The sequence below is a fragment of the Stenotrophomonas sp. YJH_SMC_69 genome (genome assembly GCF_059370495.1).
In genome coordinates, this window is record NZ_JCAFTS010000001.1 from 62,508 (window position 1) to 83,725 (window position 21,218).

The 21,218-nt window shown below is 67.9% G+C and carries 18 protein-coding genes and 1 pseudogene; 11 read left to right on the forward strand and 8 right to left on the reverse strand.

The window, feature by feature from the left end:
* The first annotated feature begins 15 nt into the window (after nucleotides 1-15).
* From AC5P8F_RS00295 to smqnr, 4 genes are read left to right on the forward strand one after another with little or no spacing between them, the layout of a single operon-like run.
* On the forward strand, nucleotides 16-1,098 hold the full coding sequence (locus tag AC5P8F_RS00295; RefSeq protein ID WP_495227525.1) for an ATP-binding protein: 1,083 nt from the start codon (nucleotides 16-18) through the stop codon (nucleotides 1,096-1,098).
* Nucleotides 1,099-1,112: 14 nt separating this feature from the next.
* On the forward strand, nucleotides 1,113-3,407 hold the full coding sequence (locus tag AC5P8F_RS00300) for a DUF5682 family protein (protein ID WP_495227526.1): 2,295 nt from the start codon (nucleotides 1,113-1,115) through the stop codon (nucleotides 3,405-3,407).
* A complete protein-coding gene (locus tag AC5P8F_RS00305; protein WP_495227527.1) occupies nucleotides 3,404-4,606 on the forward strand; it encodes a vWA domain-containing protein in 1,203 nt (400 codons plus the stop codon). Before AC5P8F_RS00300 ends, AC5P8F_RS00305 begins: the two co-directional genes overlap by 4 nt.
* 37 nt (nucleotides 4,607-4,643) lie before the next feature.
* Nucleotides 4,644-5,291 (forward strand): SmQnr family pentapeptide repeat protein, encoded by a 648-nt coding sequence (gene smqnr / locus AC5P8F_RS00310; RefSeq protein WP_481445175.1) that lies wholly within the window; start codon nucleotides 4,644-4,646, stop codon nucleotides 5,289-5,291.
* A 3-nt stretch (nucleotides 5,292-5,294) separates the two neighbouring features.
* Here the strand turns inward: smqnr and AC5P8F_RS00315 are convergent, their stop codons facing one another.
* Both AC5P8F_RS00315 and AC5P8F_RS00320 read right to left on the reverse strand, forming a co-directional pair.
* Nucleotides 5,295-5,969: a class I SAM-dependent methyltransferase gene (locus tag AC5P8F_RS00315; protein ID WP_049441007.1), complete on the reverse strand. Its 675-nt coding sequence runs from the start codon at nucleotides 5,967-5,969 to the stop codon at nucleotides 5,295-5,297.
* 98 nt (nucleotides 5,970-6,067) lie between these two features.
* The gene (locus AC5P8F_RS00320; protein ID WP_069117551.1) at nucleotides 6,068-7,447 is read right to left on the reverse strand and encodes an aminotransferase-like domain-containing protein; all 1,380 of its coding nucleotides are present in this window, start codon (nucleotides 7,445-7,447) and stop codon (nucleotides 6,068-6,070) included.
* A gap of 133 nt (nucleotides 7,448-7,580) precedes the next feature.
* Between AC5P8F_RS00320 and AC5P8F_RS00325 the strand changes: the two genes are divergently transcribed.
* Nucleotides 7,581-8,444, forward strand: coding sequence for a DMT family transporter (locus AC5P8F_RS00325; protein ID WP_495227528.1), 864 nt, complete (start codon nucleotides 7,581-7,583; stop codon nucleotides 8,442-8,444).
* A 49-nt stretch (nucleotides 8,445-8,493) separates the two neighbouring features.
* Here the strand turns inward: AC5P8F_RS00325 and AC5P8F_RS00330 are convergent, their stop codons facing one another.
* Complete coding sequence (locus AC5P8F_RS00330) at nucleotides 8,494-9,411, reverse strand: LysR family transcriptional regulator (RefSeq protein WP_262093201.1); 918 nt, start codon at nucleotides 9,409-9,411, stop codon at nucleotides 8,494-8,496.
* Between the two features lie 106 nt (nucleotides 9,412-9,517).
* Here AC5P8F_RS00330 and AC5P8F_RS00335 point away from each other — a divergent pair, with 106 nt between their 5' ends.
* The gene (locus AC5P8F_RS00335; protein WP_197620920.1) at nucleotides 9,518-11,035 is read left to right on the forward strand and encodes an MFS transporter; all 1,518 of its coding nucleotides are present in this window, start codon (nucleotides 9,518-9,520) and stop codon (nucleotides 11,033-11,035) included.
* Between the two features lie 278 nt (nucleotides 11,036-11,313).
* Here the strand turns inward: AC5P8F_RS00335 and AC5P8F_RS00340 are convergent, their stop codons facing one another.
* Nucleotides 11,314-11,718, reverse strand: a complete 405-nt coding sequence (locus tag AC5P8F_RS00340; RefSeq protein WP_014646209.1) for a GFA family protein — start codon at nucleotides 11,716-11,718, stop codon at nucleotides 11,314-11,316.
* A gap of 171 nt (nucleotides 11,719-11,889) precedes the next feature.
* On the opposite strand from AC5P8F_RS00340, the gene AC5P8F_RS00345 reads away from it, so the two are divergent.
* A complete protein-coding gene (locus tag AC5P8F_RS00345; protein WP_495227596.1) occupies nucleotides 11,890-12,864 on the forward strand; it encodes an Lnb N-terminal periplasmic domain-containing protein in 975 nt (324 codons plus the stop codon).
* On the forward strand, nucleotides 12,864-14,885 hold the full coding sequence (locus AC5P8F_RS00350) for an esterase/lipase family protein (protein WP_014646211.1): 2,022 nt from the start codon (nucleotides 12,864-12,866) through the stop codon (nucleotides 14,883-14,885). Before AC5P8F_RS00345 ends, AC5P8F_RS00350 begins: the two co-directional genes overlap by 1 nt.
* 87 nt (nucleotides 14,886-14,972) lie before the next feature.
* Here the strand turns inward: AC5P8F_RS00350 and AC5P8F_RS00355 are convergent, their stop codons facing one another.
* Nucleotides 14,973-16,394, reverse strand: a complete 1,422-nt coding sequence (locus AC5P8F_RS00355; RefSeq protein ID WP_049441002.1) for an MFS transporter — start codon at nucleotides 16,392-16,394, stop codon at nucleotides 14,973-14,975.
* A gap of 29 nt (nucleotides 16,395-16,423) precedes the next feature.
* On the opposite strand from AC5P8F_RS00355, the gene soxR reads away from it, so the two are divergent.
* Complete coding sequence (gene soxR, locus AC5P8F_RS00360; RefSeq protein ID WP_021202603.1) at nucleotides 16,424-16,858, forward strand: redox-sensitive transcriptional activator SoxR; 435 nt, start codon at nucleotides 16,424-16,426, stop codon at nucleotides 16,856-16,858.
* Between the two features lie 72 nt (nucleotides 16,859-16,930).
* Here the strand turns inward: soxR and AC5P8F_RS00365 are convergent.
* A pseudogene (locus AC5P8F_RS00365) lies at nucleotides 16,931-17,560 on the reverse strand (short chain dehydrogenase); the annotation flags it as partial.
* 71 nt (nucleotides 17,561-17,631) lie between these two features.
* Here AC5P8F_RS00365 and AC5P8F_RS00370 point away from each other — a divergent pair.
* Entirely contained in the window at nucleotides 17,632-18,507 is an 876-nt protein-coding gene (locus tag AC5P8F_RS00370; protein WP_014646215.1) for a LysR family transcriptional regulator, read from the forward strand.
* A gap of 59 nt (nucleotides 18,508-18,566) precedes the next feature.
* On the opposite strand, the gene proC is transcribed toward AC5P8F_RS00370, so the two are convergent.
* Together proC and AC5P8F_RS00380 are read right to left on the reverse strand one after the other, a co-directional pair.
* On the reverse strand, nucleotides 18,567-19,388 hold the full coding sequence (proC, locus tag AC5P8F_RS00375; RefSeq protein WP_014646216.1) for a pyrroline-5-carboxylate reductase: 822 nt from the start codon (nucleotides 19,386-19,388) through the stop codon (nucleotides 18,567-18,569).
* An 18-nt stretch (nucleotides 19,389-19,406) separates the two neighbouring features.
* Nucleotides 19,407-20,084 carry a YggS family pyridoxal phosphate-dependent enzyme gene (locus tag AC5P8F_RS00380; RefSeq protein ID WP_495227529.1) on the reverse strand — a complete coding sequence of 226 codons (678 nt, stop codon included), beginning with the start codon at nucleotides 20,082-20,084 and terminating at the stop codon, nucleotides 19,407-19,409.
* Between the two features lie 87 nt (nucleotides 20,085-20,171).
* Between AC5P8F_RS00380 and AC5P8F_RS00385 the strand changes: the two genes are divergently transcribed.
* Entirely contained in the window at nucleotides 20,172-21,209 is a 1,038-nt protein-coding gene (locus AC5P8F_RS00385) for a type IV pilus twitching motility protein PilT (protein ID WP_004147099.1), read from the forward strand.
* Nucleotides 21,210-21,218: the final 9 nt, after the last annotated feature.

The following is a 21,218-nucleotide window of genomic DNA, read 5'->3' on the forward strand; positions in this document are numbered from 1 at the left end:
ACACACGGAGCCACCATGACCACTGCCGTCCTGCGCCAGCACGCCGAACACCAATACGCCGAGGAACTGGAGGAGCTGCGCCGCCAGGACAACCGCCAGCGCCCGGCCAACTGGACGATGTCGCCGTGGGCGGTCGTCACCTATCTGGTGGGTGGCACGCTGGACAACGGCTTCGTGGTCAGCCCCAAGTACATCGGTGACCGCCGGCTGATGGAAATCGCCGTGGCCACCATCGCCACCGACCGCGCGCTGCTGCTGTTCGGCGTGCCGGGCACGGCCAAATCCTGGGTGTCCGAGCACATGACCGCGGCCATCAGCGGTGATTCGACCCTGCTGGTGCAGGGCACCGCCGGCACCAGCGAAGAGCAGATCCGCTACGGCTGGAATTATGCGCAGCTGCTGGCCAACGGCCCCAGCGAAAAGGCCCTGGTGCCCAGCCCGATGATGAACGCGATGCGCCTGGGCAAGATCGCCCGCATCGAGGAACTCACCCGCATTCCTGCCGACGTGCAGGATGCGCTGATCACCGTGCTTTCGGAAAAGACCCTGCCGGTGCCCGAGCTGGGCAGCGAAGTGCAGGCCGTGCGCGGCTTCAGCGTGATCGCCACGGCCAACAACCGCGACAAGGGCGTCAACGAGCTGTCGAGCGCACTCAAGCGCCGCTTCAACACGGTCATCCTGCCGGTGCCGTCCCGCGAGGAAGACGAAGTGGCCATCGTGCTCAAGCGCGTGGGTGAACTGGGTACGGCGCTGGACCTGCCGGCCGAGCCGCCGGCGCTGCAGGAAGTGGCGCGCGTGGTGCGTATCTTCCGCGAGCTGCGCAACGGCGTCACCGAGGATGGCAAGTCGAAGCTGAAGAGCCCGACCGCTACGCTGTCCACCGCCGAGGCCATCTCGGTCATCAACAATGGCATGGCGCTGGCCGGCCACTTCGGCGATGGCGTGCTGCGCCCGGCGGACATGGCCGCTGGCATGATCGGCACCATCGTCAAGGACCCGGTGCAGGACGCGCTGGTGTGGAAGGAATACCTGGAGACGGTGGTGAAGGAACGCAGTGAGTGGAAGGATCTGTACCGCGCCTTCCGCGAACACGCCTGAGCAGGCCCGCGCCGATGAGTGAAGGGACTTCCCTGTTCGGCATCCGTCACCACGGCCCGGGCTGCGCGCGCAGCCTGCTGGCCGCGCTGGACGCGTTGCAGCCGGACTGCGTGCTGATCGAGGGTCCGGCCGGTACCGAGGACCTGTTGCCGCACGTGCTGGATGCGGCCATGCAGCCCCCCGTGGCCCTGCTGTCCTACCGCGTGGACGACCCGCAGCTGGCGGTGTTCCATCCGTACGCGCTGTACTCGCCGGAATGGCAGGCCCTGCAATGGGCCGCGCGCAATGCGGTCGAGGTGCGCTTCATGGACGTGCCACCGGCGTTGTCGCTGGAGTGGCTGGAGCAGGCGCGGCAGGCGCCGCCGCAGGACGAGGATGCCGAGGATGCCGAGGCAGACGATGCTGCTGAGGCCGCCGCCGAAGAGGCCGCCGAGGAGCGCCCGGCCGATCCGCTGGACTGGCTGGCACGGGTCGCCGGCCACGCCGATGGCGAGGCCTGGTGGAACCACATGGTGGAGGAACGCGGCGATGGCCAGGGGCTGTTCGAGGCGATTGCCGAAGCGATGACCGCGCTGCGCGAACACACCCTGGATTATCCCGGCCGCCGCGGCGAGCAGGAAGCGATGCGCGAGGCGCACATGCGCGCGGCACTGCGCGCGGCAAGCAAGAACTTCAGCCGCGTGGCCGTGGTCTGCGGCGCGTGGCACGTGCCGGCGCTGCAGCCGGCGGCGCTGCGCGCCAACAGTGCGGCTGCCGACAACCGCCTGCTGAAGGGCCAGAGCCGGCGCAAAACGCAGAGCACGTGGGTGCCGTGGACCTACCGCCACCTGAGCGCAGGCAGCGGCTACGGCGCCGGTGTCGATGCACCGGGCTGGTACGACCACCTGTGGCGCAATGCCGGGGTGCATGGCCAGCGTGCGGTGGGCTGGTATGCGCGGGTGGGCCGCCTGCTGCGCGAACACGGCCTGGACTGTTCGTCCGCGCATCTGATCGAGGCGACACGCCTGGCCGATACCCTGGCGGCCCTGCGCGGGCGCCCGGCGCCTGGCCTTGAGGAGATCGGCGAGGCCAGCCGCAGCATCATCTGCAATGGCGACGATGCGCCGATGCGGTTGATCCGCGAGCAGCTGCTGATTGGCAATGCGCTGGGCCAGGTGCCTGACGGCGTGCCGGTGGTACCGCTGCAGCGTGACCTGGAAGCGCAGCAGAAGCGCCTGCGGCTGAAGCCCGAGGCACTGGAAAAGACCCTCGACCTGGACCTGCGCAAGGACAACGATCTGGCCCGCAGCCACCTGCTGCACCGCCTGCGCCTGCTGGGCATTGAATGGGGCCGGTTGGCGCGCTCCGGCCACGCTGCACGTGGCACCTTCCACGAACTCTGGCAGCTGGCCTGGCAGCCGCATTTCCTGGTGGCGCTGGTGGAAGCCAGCCGCCATGGACAGACGCTGGTGGATGCGGCGTCGAACCTGGCGGTCAGCCAGGCACGCGCAGCGGCTGACCTGCCGGCGTTGTCCGAGCTGGTCGACCAGGTGCTGCTGGCCGATCTGCCGCAGGCCGTGCAGGCCATTGCGGCCGAACTGGAAGCGCGCGCGGCCACCGATGCCGATCCGCTGGCCCTGCTTGGCGCGCTGCCGCCGCTGGCCAACATCCATCGCTATGGCAACGTGCGGCAGACCGAGGGCGTGCAGGTCGCGCACCTGTTTGACAGCATGCTGGAACGCGCGGTGATCGGCCTGTCGCTGGCGCTGACCGGACTGGACGAAGCACGCGCGGAAGCGGCCCGCGAGGTCGTGCTGGCTGCCGAGCGGGCGATCAGCCTGCGCGACGATGCCGACGGCCGCGATGCGTGGCGGCAGGCGCTGCGCCGGGTCGCGCTGTCGCAGGCCAGCACGGCACTGCTGCGTGGTGTCAGCCTGCGCCTGCTGTTCGATACTGGCGCGCTGGACGCCGGCACCGTGCACACCCAGTTGCAGCAGCAGCTCTCGCCGGGTGCCGAGCCGCTGCAGGCCGCGCAGTGGCTGGATGGCTTTCTCAACCGCAACGCTACCGTGCTGCTGCATGACGATGCGGTGTGGCGGATGATCGATGACTGGGTGGTGAGCCTGGATGAAACCCAGCTGGTGCGCGTGCTGCCGCTGGTGCGGCGCACCTTTGCCGCGTTCGAGGCGGCTGACCGCCGCGACCTGGGCACCCGGGTTGCGCGGGCCACTGTGACGAAGGCGGTGGCCAGCGAAGCCCCGGACTGGAACCTGGCACGCGCCGAGCGCGCGCTGCCGATGCTGCGCGAACTGTTGGGGATTGCCGGATGAGCACGCCAGACGACCTGTCCAATGACACAGTGGGCCAGCTGCCCACCACGCGCGAACAGCGCTGGCGGCTGATCCTGGGCCAGCAGGCCGATGGCAGCTGCGGCGCACTGCCCAAGCCCCTGCAGGGCATCGACCAGGCGCTCTCCGCGCTATACGAACCGGAGGGCCAGGGCGGCCTCAACCGGCGCGGCGGGCGAGGTGGATCGGCGCCGAACGTGGCGCGCTGGCTGGGCGACATCCGCCGCTACTTCCCTTCCTCGGTGGTGCAGGTGATGCAGCGCGATGCCCTGCAGCGGCTCAACCTGACCCAGATGCTGCTGGAGAAGGAAATGCTGGAGCAGGTGCAGCCGGACGTGCACCTGGTGGCCAACCTGATCGGCCTGGGCCAGGTCATCCCGGCGGAGACCAAGGACACCGCGCGCATGGTGGTGCGCGCGGTGGTCGACGACCTGCTGCGGCGGCTGGAAGAGCCCATGCGTTCGGCGGTGACCGGTGCACTGGACCGTACCCGCCGCAACCGCCGGCCGCGCCTGGCCGAGATCGATTGGCACCGCACCATCCGCAGTAACCTGCGGCACTGGCAGCCGGAACTGCGCACGGTGGTGCCACAGGAACTGGTGGGTTATGGGCGCAAGGCGCGCAAGCCGCAGCGCGAGGTGCTGCTGTGCATCGACCAGAGCGGCTCGATGGCGGCTTCGGTGGTGTATTCGAGCATCTTCGGTGCGGTGATGGCCTCGCTGCCGGCAGTGTCCACGCGGCTGGTGGTGTTCGACACCGAAGTGGTGGACATGAGCGAGCAGCTGGACGACCCGGTCGATCTGCTGTTTGGCGTGCAGCTCGGCGGCGGCACCGACATCCATCGCGCGGTGAGCTATTGCCAGGGGCTTATCCGCGAACCACATGGCGCGATCCTCGTGCTGATTTCCGATCTTTACGAAGGTGGAGTGGAGGACAAGCTGCTGGCGCGTGCGCACGAGCTGGTGGAGTCGGGCGTGCAGTTCATCGTGCTGCTGGCGCTGAGTGATGAAGGTACGCCGTCCTACGACCAGCAGCTGGCAGGCAAGCTGGCCGCGTTGGGCGTACCCTCGTTCGCCTGCACGCCCGATGCGTTCCCCGGCCTGATGGCTGCTGCCATCCGACGCGATGACATCAACCAGTGGGCCGGCGCCAATGGCCTGCTGGCGACCCGTGGCCGCTGACGCGGCGCAATGACCGAACCCGATTGGATTTCATCGCATGACCCCCGCTGTCCATCACCGCCTGCGTATTGCCGGCGACCAGTACACCCGCCAGAAAGTGGTCGACCAGCAGTTCCATGAGTGCGATTTTTCCGGTGCCGACCTGACCGCCACCGAGTTCATCAACTGCAGCTTCTACGATGCCGACAGCCGCAGCGGCTGCCGCTTCAATGGCGCCACATTGAAGGAGGCCAGCTTCCGCAGCTGCGACATCAGCATGTGCCACTTCAACTTCATCAAGGCGCTGGGCCTGGAGATCAGCGAGTGCCGCGCGCAGGGTGCGGATTTCAGCAACGCCAGCTTCATGAACCAGATCACCACGCGCAGCTGGTTCTGCAGCGCCTTCATCAAGAAGTCGAACCTGCGCTATGCCAATTTCTCGCGGGTCACGCTGGAGAAATGCGAACTGTGGGAGAACCGCTGGGACGGTGCAAACGTCAGCGGCGCCAGCTTTGCCGGCTCGGACCTGTCCGGTGGCCAGTTCGAGGGAATCGACTGGAACAGCGCCAACTTCACCGACTGCGACCTGACCAATTCCGATCTGGGCGAGCTGGACCTGCGCAGCACCAACCTGCGTGGCGCCACGCTGGATGTCCAGCAGGTGGCGCTGTTGATGCAGCGCATCGGCATCACGGTGGTGCCGTAGGCATCAGCCGGCGTACGCCACCCAGCCCTTGAAGCTGAAGCCCGCATAGAACAGCTCCACATCGTCGAAGCCGGCCTCCTGCAGCAGCGTCACTTCCTGTTCGGGGGCCAGCAGCGGCAGCCGCTCGGCAATGGCGTCGATCGCGCGCTGTGCATCGGCGTGGGCAACGCCGGAGGCTTCGGCGAACGCGGCGTAGCGCTGCAACCAGCGCAGCTTGCCGGCCGGATCCTGCGGCACGCTGTGGTGGGCCACCACCAGCGGCGCACCGGGCTGCAGGCGCCTGTGCAGCTCCCGCAGCGTGTGCAGGCGCTGCGCGCCGTCGAGGAAGTGCAGGGTCAGCAGGCAGCTGGCACCATCGAAGCGCACGTCGGGGGCATCGTCGATGTAGCCTTCCAGCAACTGCACGCGCGACATCAGCGGGCCCAGTGTCTGTTCGGCCAGGGCCAGCATCGGTGCAGCCGGGTCCACGCCCAGCAGCTGCCAGCCCGGCTGCGCCTCGGCAAATGCCTTCAGCTCCAGCCCGCCACCGGCGCCCAGCACCAGCACGCGGCCCTGCGCAGGAACGTGTTCGGCCAGCAACAGGCGACTCATCTGCTGCAACGCGAGGAAGCCCGGCACCTGGCGCAGCGGGCCCTCGGCATAGCGGGCAACGGCCTGCGGATCGGAGAACGAAGACATGCGTGCATTCCTGCAACAGGGACATACCACTGTACCGTGGCATGCAAGTGCCTTTGCCGCGGGTCGCTCCTGCCTGCGCTGACCGGCTTGCATCCAGCTCAGCGCAACGCCCGCGCCAGCACCTGCCAGATCCTCGGGTCCTGGCACTGCGAGACGTTGAAGCGCAGATAGTCGGCCGCGCGCTGCGACTGGCTGAACGCGTTGCCCGGCGCCAGCACGATGCCCTCGCGCAGGCATTGCCGCGCCAGTGCGGCGGCGTCGCGGCCGTCGGGCAGCTGGCACCACAGGAACAGGCCGGCTTCCGGCTGCAGCCATGGCGTGATGCCCAGCGCCTGCAGTTTCCGCAGTGTGTGCCGGCGTGCATCGGCCAGGCGCGAACGTATCGACTGCATGTGGCGGCGGTAACCGCTATCGGTCAGCGCGATGTGCATCAACTGCGCGGCCAGATGGCCGCCGCCAAAGCTGGTCGCCAGCTTCAGGTCGGTCAGTGCTTCTATCCAGTCGTGGCGCGCAGCGATGTAGCCGCAGCGCGACGCTGCCGACAGCGTCTTGGAGAAACTGCCGACGTGGATCACCCGTGACAGTCCATCGAGCGCGGCCAGCCGCGGTGCCGGCTGCAGTTCGAAGTCGGCGAAGATGTCGTCCTCGACGATGATCAACTCGCTGCGTTCGGCCAGGCCCAGCAGGCGGTGCGCGGTGTTGGCCGAAAGCACCGCGCCGGTCGGGTTGTGCAGGCCGGAATTGGTGATGTACAGCCGCGGCGAATGCGCCTGCAGGGCTTGCGCGAACGCCTCCAGGTCCGGGCCGCTGTGCGTGTACGGCACGCCGATGGCCTGCACCTGGTGCGCCTTGAGCAGCGCGTGGTAATTGAAGTAGCTCGGGTCATCGACCAGCACGCAGTCGCCGGGCTTGAGCAGGAAACGGCAGAGCAGATCGACCGCGTGCGTACCGGATTCGGTCAGCAGGATCTGCTCCATCGGTGCATCGATGCCAAGCGTGGCGCTGCGCCTTTGCAGCAGCTGGCGCAACGCGGGCAGCCCGAGCGGACCGGCGTAGTCCACGAGTTGCATGGCATCGGCACGCGCCAGCCGGCGCAGGCCGCGGCGCACGCCATCGTGATACAGCCAGTCACTGGGCATCCAGCCGCACCCTGGCTTGAGATCGCCCGCGGGCGTTTCCAGCGATTGCCGTGATACCCACAGCGGATCCACCGCGCGATCCAGCCGCGGCTCCATTTCAGCCAGCGCCAGCGGTGCGGCCGGGCCACTGACGTAGAAGCCCGAGCCTGCGCGCGCACTGATCAGGCCTTCGGCCGCCAGGCGCTCGTAGGCCTCGACCACGGTGGAGACTGAAACCCCCATGGTCGCCGCCTGCGCACGTACCGAAGGCAGGCGGGAGCCGGGGCCATCCACCCGTGCACTGATGCGGGTGCGGACGGTCTGGATGACCGATTCGATGCGGGTGAGCGGGCGCGGCATGGTGGAACCGTAGTGGAAGTGTGGGCAGTACAGTTACTTGCGGCTGTACTGGATTGTAGCTGGGGTCGTTCCGCGCCGGATGCTTCCATACAGCTGCAGCCGGGCATCGTCCGGCACCTTCAGGAGTACAGGCGTGGAACGGTCGGCGAGTGGTTGGATCAATGGCTTCATCGGTGTGGTGATCTTCGCCGGCTCATTGCCGGCCACCCGCCTGGCGGTGCTGCAGCTGGATGCCGGGTTCGTCACCGCCGCACGCGCCACCATCGCCGCGGTGCTCGGTCTGGGGCTGCTGCTTCTGCTGCGCCAGCCATGGCCGCGGCGCGGCGACCTGCCGGGGCTGGTGGTGGTCAGCCTCGGCGTTGTGGTCGGCTTCCCGCTGCTGACCGCGCTCGCGCTGCGTCACGCGTCGTCGGCGCACACCATCGTGTTCCTTGGCCTGCTGCCGTTGAGTACAGCGGTGTTCGGCGTGCTGCGCGGTGGCGATCGGCCGCGCCCGGCGTTCTGGCTGTTCTCGTTGCTGGGCAGTGCCTGCGTGGTCGGCTATGCCGCGCGCAACGGAATCGAAGCCTCGTTGCAGGCCGACCTGCTGATGCTGGCGGCGATCGTGGTGTGCGGGCTGGGCTACGCGGAAGGTGGTCGGCTCGCCCGTCATCTGGGCGGCTGGCAGGTGATCAGCTGGGCACTGCTGCTGGCGTTGCCGGTGATGCTGCCGCTGACGGTGCTGATGCGCCCGGCCTCGTTCACCGCGGTCGGTGCCTCGGCGTGGTGGGCACTGGGCTACGTGGCAGTGTTCAGCATGCTGATCGGCTTCCTGTTCTGGTACCGCGGGCTGGCCCAGGGCGGCATCGCTGCCGTCGGCCAGCTGCAGCTGCTGCAGCCGTTCTTCGGCCTGGCCCTGGCCGCGCTGCTGCTGCACGAGTCGGTCAGCCTCAGCATGGTGCTGGTGACTCTGGTCGCGGTGATCTGCGTCGCCGGCGCGCGCCGCTTCATCCGCTAGGAAAAAGGGGACGGAGGGGATTAAGTCGTTTCAGGCACAGCAGGACCAATTACGACTTAATCCCCTCCGTCCCCTTTTCCGGGCGGAAAAGGTGCGCAACGGCGTAGTCGATGAACACCCGCAAGCGTGCACTGGGATGGCGCCCGCCGGGCCACAGCAGCGAGAACTGCCCCTGGTGCGTGGGCAGTGTGGGCAGCACCTGTTGCAGGCGGCCATCGGCCAGCGCGTCAGCGGCGAGGAAGTCAGGCATCCAGGCCAGGCCCATGCATCCGATCGCAGCGGCCAGCACGGCCTCCATGTTGTTGCAGGTCATCGCCGTGGGAAGGCGCGCCCCGGCGTCGCCTTCGATGCCGGGCAGCTGCCACGGATGCAGCTTTCCGGTGGTGGGGTAACGGAAGCGCAGCGCGGTATGTATGCGCAGGTCGCCCACATCGCCGGGCGTTCCATGCATCTGCAGATAGCCCGGCGCCGCACAGAGGATGAAACGAAAACCCCCCAGCCGCCGTGCGGTCAGGCTGGAATCAGCCAGTTCGCCACTGCGTATCACCGCATCCAGGCCTTCGCTGACCACATCGACGATGCGGTCGTTGAAGTCCAGTTCCAGCTGCACCTGCGGATAGCGTTGCTGGAAGCCGGGCAGCACCGGCAGCAGGAAGCGGTAGCCGATGGTGGGCAGGCCGATGCGCAGCAGCCCGCTGGGGGCGTGCTGTCGCTGCGCCAGGTCCGCCTGTGCTTCGGAAAGCTCGTCCAGCGCACGCCGGCAGCGTTGCAGCAGCAGTTCGCCTTCGTCGGTGAGATGCACGCGGCGGGTGGTGCGCTGGAACAGGCGCGTGCCGAGTTCCTGTTCAAGCCGGGCGATGCGCTTGCCGACGGCCGAGGCTGACAGGCCGAGTACGCGGGCGGCACCGACAATGCTGCCTGACTCCGCGGTGCGGACGAAGGCGAGCAGGGCGGAGATGGAGTCCATGCTTGGATGATTGCGGAACATCTCGCCGCAATCAACGTCCACCGAGCCTGTTTTTCTGGAATAGCGGCCTGTCCATCATCAATGCCCCTGATGGATGGAGGCCCGCATGGCCCCGGATTCGATGCTCCCTGTACCTGTCCGCGCGCAGCAGCGCTGGGCGCTGCTTGCGGTCTGCCTGGCCGCGCTGGCGTTGCCGTTGTCCTTCTCTGCCGGTGCAGTCGCGGTGCCGGCGCTGGCCCGTTCCGCGGCGGCATCGCCCACCGCGCTGGCCTGGGTGACCAACGCCTTCATGCTCACCTTCGGCAGTCTGTTGCTCGCTGCGGGCGGCTTGGCCGATCGATATGGCCGTCGGCGGCTGTTCCTGCTGGGCACGGCGGGCTTCACCACCGCCACCGCCGCCGTCTGCCTTGCTCGCACGCTGCTATGGCTGGATCTGGCGCGCGGGTTGCAGGGCGTTGCCGCGGCGGCGGCGCTGGCATCCGGCACGGCGCTGCTGGCACAGGCCTGGCAGGGGCCGGCGCGTGCCCGTGTCTTCGCCCTGCTGGGCACCACGTTCGGCATGGGGCTGGCGTTGGGGCCCCTGCTCGCGGGCCTGCTGCTGCAGACATTGGGATGGCGCAGCGTGTTCGCCGCGGGCGGTGTGCTCACGTTGGTGGCCTTCGGCCTGGGGGCACGCGCGTTGCCTGAAAGTCATGGCGAGCGCCGACCGCTGGATATCGACGGCATGCTGATTTTCAGCCTGACGCTGGCGGCGTTGACCCTGGCGCTGCTGTGGCTGGGCGAGTTCGGCCTGCATGCCGCGCGCGTGCGGCTGGCGCTGCTGGTGACGCTGCTGTTGGGCGGGGTGTTCGTCTTCATCGAACGGCGGCACCCCTCACCGTTGCTGGACCTCTCACTGTTCTCACAACCGGCGTTCCTCGGTGTCCAGCTGCTGCCGGTGGCGACCTGCTTCGGCTACGTGGTGCTGCTGGTCGTGTTACCTGTGCAACTGCTGGGCGTGCATGGCCAGAGCGCGACGCTGGTGGGACTGCAGATGCTGGCGCTGTCCGCGCCGATGCTGGTCCTGCCGATGCTGGCCGCGCGTTGGGCGGAGCGCGTGGGAAGTGCGCGGCTGTGCACGCTGGGTCTGCTGGTGTGTGCCGCCGGCCTGTACCTGTTGTCGCGGCAGGCGTCGCACCCGTCGCCCTTGCAGTGGGTGCCGCTGCTGATGCTGGTCGGCGCAGGCACGGCTTTGCCGTGGGGGCTGATGGATGGACTGTCGGTGAGCGTGGTACCGGTGCAACGTGCCGGCATGGCCGCAGGCATATTCGGAACCGTGCGGGTGGCCGGCGAAGGCATCGCGTTGGCCGCAGTCACTGCCTTGCTTGCGCTGCTGATCGGCCGTCAGCTGCAGGGCGCGTCGCCGGCATCGCTGGTGCGTGCCGGTGCCTATCTGGCCACGGGGGCGCGGGAACAGGCGCAGGCACTGCTACCGACGATGAGCCGCATGCAGCTGCAGCACGCCAGTAGTGATGCGCTGGCGACACTGCTGCGCGTACTGGCGCTGCTGACCGCCGCCTGTGCCGCCGTGTTGCGCCTGTTGCTGCGGAAAAGGACAGGTGCCTTGGTCGGGAACTTGGTGTAGCTGGCTCATCGCCGCCTCCGCCGTCATCCCGTTGTCGTGTCCCGCTCACGCCGCCTATGCCCACCCGGGCCTAGTGTTGATCGTCCCCGTCCCCCACGGAGACCCGCCATGTGGCTGCTCGACCATCTCTGGCCCAGCCGTCGACCCCTTCCTCCCCCGGTCGAGGACGCGCCACAGGCACCGTCACGCCGGCCCTGGCTGAAACGCCCGGCGCGGGCCGGGCGCAGCGGCATGGCGCCCTGGCAGAAGGTGGCCACGCCACCGCGGCGCATGCGCCACTAGCCGGTGCGGTCTGATGGGTGGTTGACCCCATCGCTGACCGGGATCACCCCCAGCGCGAACGGGTCGATGCCCTCCAGGCAGGCCACGTTGTAGCCGTACTGGTCGGGGTTGGAGCGGCGCCGGTGATGGGTGTAGATGCCGCACACCCCGCAGAAGTAGTGCTCGGCCACATGGGTGTTGAACTGGTACTTCTGCAGGTGATGCTGCCCGCGCACCACCTGCAGGCCCTGGCGGGGGACGCTGGCGGCGATGGCACCCCGGCGCCGGCACATCGAGCAGTCGCAGCGGCGCGGGTCGACGATGCCGTCCGGGAGGTCCAGCAACAGCTCGACCGTGCCGCAGTGGCAGGTGGCGCGGTGCTGGGGTTGGACCGGAACGCCGGCCACGGAAGTGATGCCCATCGTTGCTCCTGTGAGGTGAACCTGGCCGCATGGACCGCCGCAGACGGTGCGCCGCGGTCCCTGAACGGGCCGTAGATGCCACGGTGAACCCGCTTGTGGCTAACTATGCGGCTTCGGGACCGCGACAGGATGCCAGTGAGAGCCGCAGGACGTTGGATGACAGGAAGTGCCATGGCGCTGGCAGCGTTGTGGGTGACCGGGCTGCTGGCCTATCAGATGCCGGGGCCGGGCTGGCTGGCCAATGGCATTGCGGTGCTGTGGCTGCTGGTTGCGCTGTGGGCGTCGTGGCAGGTCGCGCGTGGCCGTGGCCATCGTCGCCTGGGCATGGCGTTCGGCGCGTCGCTGGCGCTGGCCGGCCTGTGGTGGCTGCTGCTCACCCCGCGCCAGGACCGCGTCTGGGCCGATGACGTGGCCCAGCGCCTGCACGTGGTGTCCTTCGACGGGCGCCACGTGGTGCTCGACAACGTGCGTGATTTCACCTGGCGCAGCGAGACCGACTACGACGCGCACTGGGTGCGCCGCGCGTACGACCTGGACCAACTCCGCTCGGCCGATCTGGTGCTGTCGTACTGGATGGGCCCGGCGATCGCCCACACCCTGATCTCGTTCGGTTTCGAGGATGGGCGCCACGTGGTGTTCTCGCTGGAGATCCGCAAGGAACGCGGCGAATCGTTCTCGGCGCTGGGCGGCTTCTTCCGCAAATTCGAGATGACCCTGGTGGCCGCGGAGGAGACCGACATCATCCGCACCCGCGCCAACGCGCGTGGCGAGGATGTCTACCTGTACCGCCTGCACGGCATGGACCAGGCGCAGCTGAAGCAACTGTTCGCCGCGTACATCGCGCAGGCGCGCGAACTGGATGCGAAGCCGGGCTTCTACAACACTCTCACCAGTAACTGCACCACCATCGTCTTCGATCTGGCCCGCCACATCGCGCCGCGCCTGCCGCTGGACTACCGCCTGCTGCTGTCCGGCTACCTGGCCGAATACGCACAGGAGGTCGGCGCGCTCACGCCGGGCGTGCCTTATGCCGAACTGCATGACAAGGGCCGCATCACCCAGCGTGCGCTGGACCTGGGCAGCGGCGACCACTTCTCCACCGTGATCCGCCAGGGCGTGCCCGGCACCGAGCAGGACCCGCAGTAATGACCCGACTCTTCCTGATCCGCTGGCAGCGCGCGCTGCCGGTGTTGTTCGCCGCCTTCCTGCTGCTGGGCAGCAGCGGCTGCGCGATGGTGACTGTCAAGCAGGTGAAGTCCAGCGATTCGCTGGTGAACAAGCGCGCCGATGTGCTCAACACCGGCAAGCTCAGCCCGGCCGCGCGCGAGACGCTCAGCGCGGCGGGCCTGGATGAGTCGCAGTGCGAGAAGGACTTCCTGGTCTGCCGCAGCACGTTGTTGATGACCGATGACCTCAACGTCGAGCAGCGGCTGTCGGCGCTGTCCGAACTGTGGGTGAAGGCCGCACTGGCGCTGACGCCGAAGAAGACCGCCGCCGGCGATCCGCCGATGAGCGATGCGGCGCTGGATGCCTGGCTGGAAGCCGCGCGCTATGCCTATGCCTACCTGTTCTACAGCGGCCGCTCGCCGTCCGACCGCGCCTTCGAGGACCGGCAGACGCAGGTGCGCGACTACTACAACTACGCCGCCGAGAAGGCGGCGGTGGTGCTGTTCGTGCGCGCGCGTGCAGCGGCACTGGCCGGCGAGGACTATACGAAGCCGATCTCGGTCGGCAGCTGGTCGCTGGCCTCCAACTACCAGCAGTTGAACCTGAAGAGCATTCCGGCGCAGCTGGTGCCGGCCGGCACGGTCAGCTTCGTCGGCCTGCGCAGCACCTATCGCCGCGATGGCTTCGGTGCCGAGCTGGTGATGGTGATGGACCCGCCCAAGCTGGTCGCGCCGGTGATCGCGGGCGATGGGCCGAAGGCGGAAACAGCGGCGGATGATGCTGACGACGAGCGCCGTGGCCGCCGCCATCGGCATGACGATTCGGTGCCGGAATTCAGCGAGATGTCCTCGATCAACGTCACCGCGCTGCTGCGTTTCGAAGGCAGCAGCCTGGAAGACGTGATGCGCACGCGCCGGGTTGAACTGGACGCCTATTCGCCGGAGGCCACTGAACGCATCACCCTGCACGGCGAACAGGTGCCGCTGGCCGGCAATTTCACCGCTGCCTACGGCCTGTGGCTGGCGCAGAGTGGCTTCGCCCGGCAGTCACTGCGCACCCTGTTCGGCATGAGTGAGGGCATCGGCGAACCGCACATCTACCTGATGCAGCCGTGGGACCCGAACCGCCGCATCATCTTCATGCTGCACGGCCTGGCCAGCAGCCCGGAAGCCTGGGTGAACCTGGCCAACGAGATCATGGGCGACCCCGAGCTGCGCCAGCAGTTCCAGGTGTGGCAGGTCTACTACCCGACCAATGCACCGATCGCGCTGAACCGCTACGAGATCGCCAACGCGTTCAATGACACGCTCAAGCACTTCGACCCCAACGGCAGCACACGCGCATCGAAGGACATGGTCTATATCGGCCACAGCATGGGCGGCGTGCTCGCGCGGCTGTTGGTGAGCGACTCGGGTGATGTGCTGTGGGATGACCTGCTGGCCAACTATGACCTGAAGGGCGAGCGGCTGAAGCGGGTGCAGGCCAAGCTGGGGCCACTGCTGCATTTCAAGGCGCAGCCGAACGTGGAACGCGCGATCTTCATCGCCGCGCCGCACCAGGGCACGGATATCGCAGGCAACAAGGTCGGGCGGCTGATCGGGCGCCTGGTACGCCTGCCGCTGACCATTCTCGGCAAGTTCGAGGACGTGTTCATGGCGCTGGCACAGGCCGAGCAGCAGGTCGACGGCACCGCCAAGCCGAAGATTCCCAACAGCATCGACAACCTCAAGGCCAGCGATCCGTTCGTGAAGGCCGCCGCACAGCTGCCGATCGAAGCGGGCCTGAAGTACCACTCGATCATCGCCCAGCGCAAGCCGGAGCTGCCGGTGGAGAAGTCCGATGACGGGCTGGTGCCGTACTGGAGCGCGCATCTGCCGGGCGCGCTGTCGGAGAAGGTGATCATTTCCGGCCACAGCGTGCAGGAGACCCCGCAGGCCGTGCTGGAAGTGCGCCGCATCCTGCATCGGGATATCGATGATGTGGGAGCCGGTACACGGTAATGCCGGCCTCTGGCCGTCGCCATCATGGGATTCCCGCGTGCGCGGAGGTTGCCGGCCAGCGGCCGGCACTACCGGAATCCGGCGGCGCTACACCCGCCGCGCGATCACTGCGGCCAGCACCGCCAGACCGAAGGTGATGGCCAGGCACAGCAGGTAGCCGGTGTGCGGCGCGCTTTCCACGAACATGGCGAACAACGCGCCGGACACCGCCAGCGCGGTGGTCACCGACAACGCCTCGCTCAGCTGCAGCGCCGAGGTATTGGCACCCTGCTCATGCGGTGCTGACAGCGACAGGGTCAGCACCGACAGGCTGGCGTAGATCATGCCCATGCCGAAGCCGGTGACGGCCCAGCCGACCAGCGCGACCGGCAGCGGCATCGGGTTGAACAGCACCGACAGCGTTGCGGCGATGCCGAACGTCATCATCACCGTGCCAACGCGCAGCAGCTGCTGGCGTGACCAGCCACGCTGCTGGTGGCCCTGCAGCCATGAACCGGCGAACCAGCCCAGCGCACCGAGGCTGAGCACGGCGCCTGCCCAGCTGGGCGAGAGCCCGCGTTCGCGCTGCAGCAGCAGGGGCAGATAGGCCTCGCAGGCGAAGAACGCCGCTGCAGCAATGCCGCGCAACGCGATCACGCTGGGCAGGCCGCGGCGCAGGATCAGGGTTCCGGCCGGCAGCAGCCGATGCACGCAGAACAGCAGCGCCAGCATCGCCACGCCGATGCAGAGCAGGGCGGCCATGCCCTGTTGCTGGCCGCCGACGTAGAGCAGTAGTGCGGCCAGTGAGGCGCCAGAGGCCCAGCGCACCACGTTGCTGCGTTCGCCATCGTTGCAGACCGCAACGGGAGGTTGCATGCGCGCCAGTGCCGGGCGCAGCAGCAGTGCGGCCGGTATCGCCAGCAGTGGCACTGCCAGGAATACCCAGCGCCAGCCCAGGTGCTGCACCATCAGGCCACTCAACGCCGGGCCGACCATCGAGGGCACCACCCAGCCTGCGGAGAACGCCGCGAACACCTTCGGCCGCAGGTGTTCGGGGTAGCTGCGGCCGACCATCACGTACAGCGAGACCGAAATCGCGCCCGCGCCCAGGCCCTGCATCAGGCGCCCGGCCACCAGCATGCCCATGCGCGTCGCAAAGCCGGCCAGCAGCAGGCCCAGCACGAAGCAGCCCAGGCCGTACCAGAGTGGCCGCGCGGGGCCGTGGCGATCGGCCCAGCGCCCGGCCAGGGTCATGCCGATCACACTGGTGGCCAGGGTGCCGCCAAAGGCCAGTGCGTACAGGCGCAGTCCATCGAGTGCTTCGGCCACGGTGGGCATCGCGGCCGCGACGGCCAGTGCTTCGAAGGCGTGCAGCGCGACCAGTGCGACCATGCCGATGGTCGTGGCGCGGTAGCGCGCGGACAGGATCGAGCTGTCAGCCGGCAGGTGGGTGTCGGCGGGAGAGAGGGTCGGGGTCATACGGGTCAGGTGCAGGCCGCGCTTGTCAACGGGCGGCGAAGGTAGCAGCATGCCACCTCAACTGTAGTTGAGGTCAAGCAATGGCATCCCAGGAACTCAGCGTTGGCGAGGTCTCCCAGCGCAGTGGCGTGGCCGTTTCCGCACTGCATTTCTACGAGCGCAAGGGGCTGATCAGCAGCCTGCGCACCTCGGGCAACCAACGTCGTTACAGCCGGGACGTGCTGCGCCGGTTGGCGGTGATCCGCGTGGCGCAGCGGGTGGGCATGCCGCTGGAAGCAGTCGGCCGTGCCTTCGAAAGCCTGCCTGACGGACGCGCACCGACCAAAGCGGATTGGGCCAGGCTGTCCGCGCGCTGGCGCACCGAGCTGGAAGAGCGCATCCACATGCTGCAGCTGCTGCGCGACGAACTGACCGGCTGCATCGGTTGTGGCTGCCTGTCGCTGCAGCATTGCCGCCTGGCCAATCCCGGCGACGTCCTCGGCGAACGCGGCGACGGCCCGATGCGCTGGGAGTGAGCGACAAAAAGGGGACGGAGGGGATTATGTCGTTTGTGCACTTGCGACTTAATCCCCTCCGTCCCCTTTTTCTTACCAGACCGTGATCGTCTCGCCGCTCTGGATGCCTTCCACCGCGCGCTGGAAGGCCAGTGCCGCGCGCTGTGCGCTTACCGCCTCGAAGCCCGGGAAGTAGGGGCCGTAGGCGGCCATCGATTCGATCAGTACGTTCGGGCTGACCACGTTGATGCGCAGGCCGCGCGGCAGCAGCTCCAGTGCGGCTGCGCGCACGAAGCCTTCCAGTGCGGCATTCACCGAGGTGGCGTTGACGCCGTCGCGGATCGGTTGTGCGCTGACGATGCCGCTGGTCAGGGTGATCGAGCCGCCGCTGTTGAGATGATGCTGCGCGGCCAGTGCCAGCCTCACCTGGCCCAGCAGTTTGTCCTGCAGGCCGAGGTTGAACTGCGCCGGCGTCATCTGCTGCAGCGGGCCGAAGTGCAGCTTGCCGGCGGTGGAAATCACCGCATCGACCGGGCCGGTACGTGCGAACAGTTCGGCGACGCTGGCGTCATCGGTCAGGTCCACGCGCAGTTCGCCGCTGCTGCGGCCGGCGGCGAGAATCTGATGCTGTTGGCCGAGCTGGCGGGCGACTGCCTGGCCGAGGGTGCCGCTGGCACCAACGAGGAGGATCTTCATGGCCGTTCCTTGCGTAAGGGAGTGAGCGCAGTCTGCGCCCTCACAATGGGGTTAGGTAAGCGGCGTATGATTCGCAGATTCCTAACTAAGGATTAGTAATGGATACCCTTCGATGCATGCAGGCCTTCGTTGCCGTGGCCGAGCGTGGCAGCTTCGCCGGCGCCGCCGAACAGCTGCAGGTCTCGGCGGTGATGGTGGGCAAGTACATCCAGCAGCTGGAGGCGCATCTGGGTACCGCGCTGCTGCAACGGAACACCCGCCGCCAGCGCCTGACCGAAGCCGGCAGCGCCTATCTGGCCGGATGCCGGCAAGTGCTGGAGCAGGTGCAGCAGGCCGAGGCCGATGTGGCCGGTCTGCAGGTACAGCCGCGTGGCCTGCTGCGGGTCAGTGCGCCGACCACCTGGGGCAGCTGCGTGCTGGCGCCGCAGCTGGCCGGCCTGCTGCGCGCGCAGCCGCAGTTGAACATCGAACTGGATCTGAGCAACCGCCGTGTGGACCTGATCGAGGACGGCTTCGACGTGGCGATCCGGGTCGGGCCGTTGCCATCGCAGGAGGTGGTGGCGCGGCCGCTGCCGCCGTATGCGATGAGCCTGTGCGCGGCGCCGTCTTACCTGCGCAGGCGCGGCACGCCACGCACGCCGGCGGACCTGCAGGGGCATGATTGCCTGAGCCATCTTGCCTGGCGTGGTGGCCATGGCTGGCAGTTGGCCAACGGTGAACAGGTGGATTGGGAGGCGCGGCTGACCTGCAACGACGGGTTCGCGCTGCGCGAAGCCGCCGTGGCCGGGGCCGGGTTGGTGTTGCAGCCCACCGCGCTGTTGGCGGGGGAGATCGCAGCAGGGCGCCTGAAGCCGCTGCTGCGCGACTACCTGCCCGAACCGCGACCGATGCATCTGATCTACCTGCCGGATCGACGGCCGCGCCCGCGGCTGCAGTGCTTCGTCGATTTCGTCATGGCCACATTTGGGCAATGAGCATCCACGCCATGCGTGGATGATGGTAGGTGCCGACCGTTGGTCGGCACACATCGGGATCAATCATTCGCCGCAGACAATTCCTGCCCGCGCACCTGCGCAGCACGCAGCGCGTTGTCCACCAGCACTTCGAAACCTCCGGCCTGGAAGCTCTCGATCGCGGCCTGGGTGGTGCCGTTCGGCGAGGTCACACGGCGGCGGAGCTCGGCGGGGCTTTCGCCGGCTTCATCCAGCATGCGCGAGGCGCCCAGCAGGGTCTGCACCACCAGCGTGCGCGCGGCGTCGGCCGGCAGGCCCTGGGCAATGCCCGCCGCTTCCATCGCTTCGGCCAGCAGGAACACGTAGGCCGGCCCGCTGCCGGACACGGCAGTGACCGAATCCATCAGCGCCTCGCGCTCGATCCACACGGTACGGCCGGCACTGGCCAATACCTGTTCGGCCTGCGAGCGCTGCTGTGCATCCACCGACGGCGTGGCATACAGGCCGGTCACGCCGGCGCCGAGCAGGGCCGGCGTGTTGGGCATTGCACGCACCACCGGCAGGTTGCCGCCCAGCCAGCGTTCCAGCTGCGCGCTGGTGATGCCGGCGGCGATCGACACCACCAGTGGCCGGCTTGCCTGGGCCAGTGCCTGCAGCGACTGGCAGACCTCGCGCAGCACCTGTGGCTTCACCGCCAGCAGCCAGGTGCGGCCCTGTGCGGCGGCATCGGCGGCATTGTCGTGCACCTGCACGCCGAAATCGGTGGCCAGCGACTCGCGCAGTGCTGCAACCGGTTCGGCCACGTGGATGTGTGCGGCGGGCACGCCCTGGCGGATCAGGCCAGCGATCAGGCTGCGCGCCATGTTGCCGCCGCCGATGAAGGTGATGGAATCAGCTGTCATGAAACTCTCCTTGCAAGATCAGGCCGGGCGAGGACGCGCGCCGAACAGGGCGGTGCCGATGCGCACCAAAGTGGCGCCCTCGGCGATGGCGTCGGCGTAGTCGCTGCTCATGCCCATCGACAGCGTGTCGACCTGCGCGTGCTGGGCGGCCAGCGACTGGAAAAGTGTGCGCATGCGCACGAACGCATCCCGACGGCGTTCCGCCTCGGGCCATGGCGCGGGAATCGCCATCAGGCCACGCAGGCGCAGGGTGGGCTCGGCGGCAATCGAAGCGGCCAGCACCTCGACATCCTCCGGCGCACAGCCGTGCTTGCTGGATTCATCGTCGATGTTGACCTGGATCAGCACATTCAGCGGACCACGCGCTGCCGGGCGATGGCGCGCCAGCGCCGTCACCAGCTTGGGCCGGTCCACGCTCTGCACCCAATCGAAGTGGGTGGCCACGGCCTCGGCCTTGTTCGACTGCAGGTGGCCGATCAGGTGCCACTCCAGCGCCAGGTGCTGCAGCGCCTGCATCTTGGCCAGCGCTTCCTGCACATAGTTCTCGCCGAAGGCCTGCTGGCCCTGCGCGGCCAGCGCAGCCACGGCCTCGGCCGGTTGGGTCTTGGAAACGGCCAGCAGGCGCGGATCGGCCCGGCCGGCCGCCTCGGCGGCGGCATGCAGGTTGCTCAGGATCTGGGGCAGGGGAGTGGCCACGTAACGCGTTCCGTTGAATCAGGAGGCTATACTGCCGCCCGGGGAAAGATCCTTCCAGTCGAAGCCGTTATTGGGGAGTAGCCGCTCATGGATATCGCCGAACTGCTGGCGTTTTCCGTAAAGAACAAAGCGTCCGACCTGCACCTGTCCGCAGGCCTGCCGCCGATGATCCGCGTGGACGGCGACGTTCGCCGGATCAACATCCCGGCCCTGGACCACAAGCAGGTCCATGCGCTGGTGTACGACATCATGTCCGACAAGCAGCGCCGCGATTACGAGGAATTCCTCGAAGTGGACTTCTCCTTCGAGATCCCGTCGCTGGCGCGCTTCCGTGTGAACGCGTTCAACCAGAACCGTGGCGCCGGTGCGGTGTTCCGTACCATTCCGTCCGAGGTGCTCACCCTCGAGGACCTGGCCTGCCCGCCGCTGTTCCGCGAGGTGATCCAGCAGCCGCAGGGCCTGATCCTGGTGACCGGCCCCACCGGTTCGGGCAAGTCGACCACGCTGGCGGCGATGATCGACTACATCAACAAGAACGAATACGGCCACATCCTCACCGTCGAGGATCCGATCGAATTCGTGCACACCTCGCAGAAGTGCCTGATCAACCAGCGCGAAGTGCACCGCGATACGCATGGCTTCAACGAAGCGCTGCGCTCGGCACTGCGTGAGGACCCGGACATCATCCTGGTGGGCGAACTTCGCGACCTGGAAACCATCCGCCTGGCACTGACCGCCGCGGAAACCGGCCACCTGGTGTTCGGAACCCTGCACACCAGCTCGGCGGCCAAGACCATCGACCGCATCATCGACGTGTTCCCGGCCGGCGAAAAGCCGATGGTGCGTTCGATGCTGTCCGAGTCGCTGCGTGCGGTGATCTCGCAGGCGCTGCTGAAGAAGGTTGGCGGCGGTCGTACCGCAGCGTGGGAAATCATGGTCGGCACCCCGGCCATCCGCAACCTGATCCGCGAAGACAAGGTGGCGCAGATGTACTCGGCCATCCAGACCGGCCAGCAGTACGGCATGATGACCCTGGACCAGCACCTGCAGGACCTGGTCAAGCGCAGCCTGATCACCCGCAACCAGGCCCGCGAGTACGCCAAGGACAAGCGCCTGTTCGAGTAAGGCGGGACA